The organism is Streptomyces sp. NPDC030798 (assembly GCF_055572275.1).
Genome location: NZ_JBVIDR010000033.1, coordinates 1 through 5,111 on the forward strand (window position 1 = coordinate 1; position 5,111 = coordinate 5,111).

Genomic DNA, 5,111 nt, shown 5'->3' on the forward strand with positions numbered 1-5,111 from the left:
CGCTACGACAAGACCGCCACCATCTACCTCGCCGGACTCCACCTCGCCGCCATCTTCATCTGGTCAGCGAGATGATCCGAAGGAAACGGCCTAGCCGAGACCGTGGATCATCTCCGACGAACTGTCGTCGATGATCGAGCCGTTGCTGCCCGGGCCGGGGCGGAAGCCGGTATCTCAGGCCACCCGCGAGGTTCGGACCGGCAGGCCTTGTGCGGGATCTTGTTCGTGCTGCGCGCCGGGATCCAGTGGGAGTACCTGCCGGAGCTGGGCTTCGGTTCGGGCATGACCTGCTGGCGGCGCCGGCCGCATGGAACGAGGCCGGAGTGTGGGACGAACCGCACGTGGTGCTGTCGAAGAAGCTGCGGTCGGCGAAGAAGCTGGACGGCCGGCCCGGCGGGGCCCAAAAGCGGTCCCAGCCCGGTCGACCGCGCATGGCCGGGCAGCAAGCACCACATCCTCACCGACGGACAGGGTATTCCTCTCGCGCGACAAGGTTGCCGCCGTGGCCGGAGTGGTCGGCCGACCGCGGCGGCGGCCGGGCATGCTGTTCGCCGACCGCGGCTACGACCACGACAAGTACCGGCGGCTGCTCTGGCAGCGCGGCATTCGCCCGGCCATCGCCGACCGCGGCCACCCCCACGGCTCCGGTCATCCAGCAGTGCACCACCGCTTGGCGTGCTGGCGTCCTCGTTGACTACCGTGAGAACGGGGCGGGCTCTGCCGACCGACGCGGCAACGTCGGCCTTGCTCGATGACCTATCGATCGACCGTCGGGAAAGTACGCCTTCCTTCCGTCAGGAGTGATCCACAGGTATTGGGCCTTGCTCGAGCCAGGGGCAAGGCCAGTGAAGGTTCGTCACGCTGGACACGTATGCCAACGGTCGGGCCAAGGACGCCGGCTCCGGGTCCTGAGGGGCCGGAAGTGGCCGCGGGAGTTTGCGGCGGCCTTGTAGCTCATGGGGACCTCCAGATGTCGGGAGAGGCTGAGTGGTGGCGCTGCTGCCGGGATGGGCACCGTCCTGGAATACCGTATTCCGACCTCACGGCGCCGTGACCGGCTCCTTCGCGACCCGCGTGCCCTGGATCCAGGACCACGCCTCCCTCAGCGCCGGCCAACTGGGCCTCGCCCTCGCGTTCACCGCGTTCGGCGCCTCCTGCGCGATGCCGCTCGCGGGCCCCTTCCTCCAGTGGTGACGAATACCTGGATGGATATGAGAGCGCTCTCGAGTAGGAGTATTGACCATCCGCGCTGCGGACGACAGGGTGAGCACGGATCTTCCCTTGGGTCCCCCTTCTCGATCGTCTGCCCCCTGTGAGGCCATCTCGACATGCACAGAAAGCGCACCGCAACGCTGGCGGCGGCAGTGATCGGAACTGCGGAGTGGCCTTGCGCTGCTCCTTGTGCCTCCAGGACTTCGCTGACGCCCCGGCGGCATCACCGCGATCACGACACGGTCGCCGGCTGCCCTGCAGCACCGCCCAACGGGTTACCCGCGAATCCCGAGATCTGCACGGCGGACGCTGCCAACGTGCGGCAGCCGATCTGCACATGCCGGCAAGGGGAGCCGTCACGCTGCGATCAAGCGCGCCTCTGGCCTGAGTGCGGATCAGCCGTCCAATGTCACCGACGCCACCCATGCAACCTCCGGCACGGAAACGGAGTATTCGAGGTTGGAGAGGCGCCACTCCTTCCTCGTCCGTCCTGCAGAAGGAGAACTGTGTCCACGACACAGGTCAAGAAAATCGCCAGCGCGACCGCCGCAGGCATTGCGGTTGTGGCCATCACCGCCGCTGCAGCCGCCGCCGTCGGCCATCGGGACAACAGCGCCGCGACCGTCCGCGAGCCCGCCGCGTTGGCTGCCGGGAAGCCCGCCGACCGCACGACATTCCCCGGCACGGTGCAGCCGAGGACGGTCGTGGTCGGCCGGGGGACGCTGGGTGGCAAGCCGTGGTCGGTGAGGTTGAAGTACTACTCGGTTTTCCCCCAGGGCTTCACCCTGCCTTCCTATCCTGAGCGGCTGCACATCCCGGCTCCCAAGGGGCGCAGTCTGTTGTGTACTCAGAGCGTCATCGACGGCGTGCCCTGGCAGGAGGCGGCCGACCCCTGGGTCGACTGCGATGTGGTGGACGGTGCCCGGGACGAGGGCCACACCGGCGCGGGGCTGCGAGGCAACACCGACAAGGGCACGCGCGGGAACCGGCTGTTGGTGGGTCACCCCGAGACCGCCGTCACGCACGTCACTGTGACGTTCCGCGACGGCCGTCGCGTCTCGGTCGAGGTGGTGAGCGTGCCGGGCACCACTTACCGGGCGTATGCCGTCCCCATCGCCACCGGGCAGACCGTCGCTGCCGTCGATGAGTACGACGCCGACAACCGTCTCCTCAGCCACGACACCGAACAGCGCTGACCGCATGCGTGGCCGGCCCGTCGTCCGGTCCCGGCCACCGGCCATCCCACTCCACGACCATCCGACGCAGGGACAGTCTCTTCGTGTATCCCGGCAGGAACCGCGACGACGACGCGGACTTCGCACAGTTCACCATCGCGCGGTGGCCGCGGCTGGTACGTACGGCCCACATGCTCACCGGCGACTTCCACGAGGCCGAGGACCTCGTGCAGACCACGCTCATCAAGGTGTACCCACAGTGGCGGAGGCTGCGGAGGGAGGAAGCGGACGTCTACCTGCGCCGAGCCCTGATCAACAACAATCGAAGCCGCCATCGCAAACGTCGCATCGTGCAGTTGCTGATGCCGCTCCTTCCTGACACCGCCCCATCGGACGCGACACAGGACAGCGAATGCCAGGACGCGGTCCTGGAGGCCCTGGCTGCGCTGCCACCCCGCCAACGGGCCGTGATCGTCCTGCGCTATTGGGACGACCTCAGCACCGAGGAAGTGGCCGTGGCTCTCAACTGTTCAGTCGGCACGGTCAAGAGTCAGGCTTCTCGCGCCCTGGCCAAGCTCAGAACCCACCCGGCACTGGCCGCCCAGTCTCTCACCAGCCTCGGAGACGCCCCATGACCTGGCAGCCCCCTGCAGCAGACCACACCGAGAGCACCTCCCCGGCCGAGCAGGAACTGCGCCGGGCCTTGGCACGCAGCGCCCGCCGCACTCAGCCGTCCGCTGTACCGGTGGACGACATCCTGCACCGCGGCCGGGCCCGCCGTACCCGCCGCCGCACCGTCCTGGTGTCCGCTGCTGCAGTCATGACCTTCGGCCTGGGCGTGGCTCCTTTCTTGCACGGCTCCAAGGCGGACAACATTCGGTCTCAACACAGGGCTACGGCTGCAGCCTCCCCCTCCGCAGCGCCGAGGACGGTCGTGGTCGGCCGGGGGACGCTGGGTGGCAAGCCGTGGTCGGTGAGGTTGAAGTACTACTCGGTTTTCCCCCAGGGCTTCACCCTGCCTTCCTATCCTGAGCGGCTGCACATCCCGGCTCCCAAGGGGCGCAGTCTGTTGTGTACTCAGAGCGTCATCGACGGCGTGCCCTGGCAGGAGGCGGCCGACCCCTGGGTCGACTGCGATGTGGTGGACGGTGCCCGGGACGAGGGCCACACCGGCGCGGGGCTGCGAGGCAACACCGACAAGGGCACGCGCGGGAACCGGCTGTTGGTGGGTCACCCCGAGACCGCCGTCACGCACGTCACTGTGACGTTCCGCGACGGCCGTCGCGTCTCGGTCGAGGTGGTGAGCGTGCCGGGCACCACTTACCGGGCGTATGCCGTCCCCATCGCCACCGGGCAGACCATCGCTGCCGTCGATGAGTACGACGCCGACAACCGTCTCCTCAGCCACAGCACCGAACAGCGCTGAACCTCCCAGCCAGCGACAGACTGCTTCAGGAAGCGCGCCAGTCGGCGGGTCGACTGGCCTGAGTGGAGGGGGACACCCGCCGGCAGGGCTTCGGGCCGTCATCGGCGGCCGCCCCGGGTGGCCGGGGCCGAGGCAGACCGCAGCTCTACGTCGACTCGGACAACCCGCTTGTGACGCCTTGTGCCAGCCGCTCTCGCTGGGTCGCGAGCGGATCGTCACGATCAACGGGCTGCTCGACCAGACGGTCTTGGTGAACCGGCTCGACGGCTACAACGACACCCACCTGGACGCCGATACCTGGCTGTCCATGGAGGGCGACTTCACCGAAGCAGGCGGTGCACGCGCCACGGCAGAACTGCCGGAACGGTGCCCGACCTGGCCGCCCTGTTCACCGCCTCCTACGTCAGGGCCATCGCCGCCCGTCGCGTGCTTGGGGTGGACGGCCGGTGAGTGCCGGACGTCGCGGTCGTAGGGGTCGACGGCATGGGTTCTGTCGCCAAGTCAGCCGACCCGCCACCGACGACGCTGCGTCGCAATCGAGGAAGCGGGTCGGCCGCAGCCCCGTCCGCCGGTGCAGCCACCAGCCGGCGAGGCACGTGACTCGGGCGGCTCGACGAGCGACCCACCACGTGGCGGCGGCACCCAGGACCAGGGCCAGCACGGTGTAGGAGGCGGCCGCGTTCAGCTGGAAGTGCCAGAAACTCTTGGCTGCCTGATAGCTGTCCTACTCCTGGCATTGATGGTCTGCAAGCCACACCTCCAGCGACTTCTGGGAAGTTGCTCCGTCCTGGCGGGCCTTGGTTGACGAGGTCGATGAACGGTGTGCTCTTGACATCGAAGCGGTGGCCGGCGTTGTCCTGCACCCAGGAGCGGAGGTCCATCCCTGAGCGGTGTGGAAGCCGGCGTGGACGATCAGGGGAGACTTGATCAGCGGACGTAGGGAGACCGCGGACCAGTCGAAGAAGCTCCTCCAGGTTGGTGCCGTTCGACTGCCAGCCGGGCGGCGGCGCCTGGGTCTCGTTGCAGCGGAGGAGAAGCGTGGCCTGCTGAGCCGCCCGGCGGTCGCGTAGGGAAATGCCACCTGCGGACGGCGGCGGAGTGCACATTTGCGGAGACACGTATCTACACAGTGAATCTCACCTTGCTACCTGACAAACTGCCCGTTGAGCAGGACGGCAATGCAACACGAAGAGGCACCCTCGGCTAGGCCGTTTCCTTCGGATCACCGGATCGTTGGTTGATGTGTGTCGTTGACTGACGCCCAGTGGGCGAGGATCGAGCCGTTGTTGCCGGACCGG

At 68.0% G+C, this 5,111-nt stretch carries 3 protein-coding genes and 2 pseudogenes; all 5 read left to right on the forward strand.

All coding sequences use genetic code 11. From position 1 onward, the window contains the following. Positions 1-130: 130 nt before the first annotated feature. Positions 131-649 (forward strand): annotated as a pseudogene (locus ACZ404_RS36810) (transposase); the annotation flags it as partial. Between the two features lie 338 nt (positions 650-987). Continuing rightward, positions 988-1,176: pseudogene (locus ACZ404_RS36815) on the forward strand (hypothetical protein); the annotation flags it as partial. A 542-nt stretch (positions 1,177-1,718) separates the two neighbouring features. Then, positions 1,719-2,408, forward strand: coding sequence for a hypothetical protein (locus tag ACZ404_RS36820; RefSeq protein WP_468447751.1), 690 nt, complete (start codon positions 1,719-1,721; stop codon positions 2,406-2,408). Positions 2,409-2,491: 83 nt separating this feature from the next. Then, a complete protein-coding gene (locus tag ACZ404_RS36825; RefSeq protein ID WP_468447753.1) occupies positions 2,492-3,022 on the forward strand; it encodes a SigE family RNA polymerase sigma factor in 531 nt (176 codons plus the stop codon). A 110-nt stretch (positions 3,023-3,132) separates the two neighbouring features. After that, a complete protein-coding gene (locus ACZ404_RS36830; protein WP_468447755.1) occupies positions 3,133-3,813 on the forward strand; it encodes a hypothetical protein in 681 nt (226 codons plus the stop codon). The last annotated feature ends 1,298 nt before the right edge of the window (positions 3,814-5,111 follow it).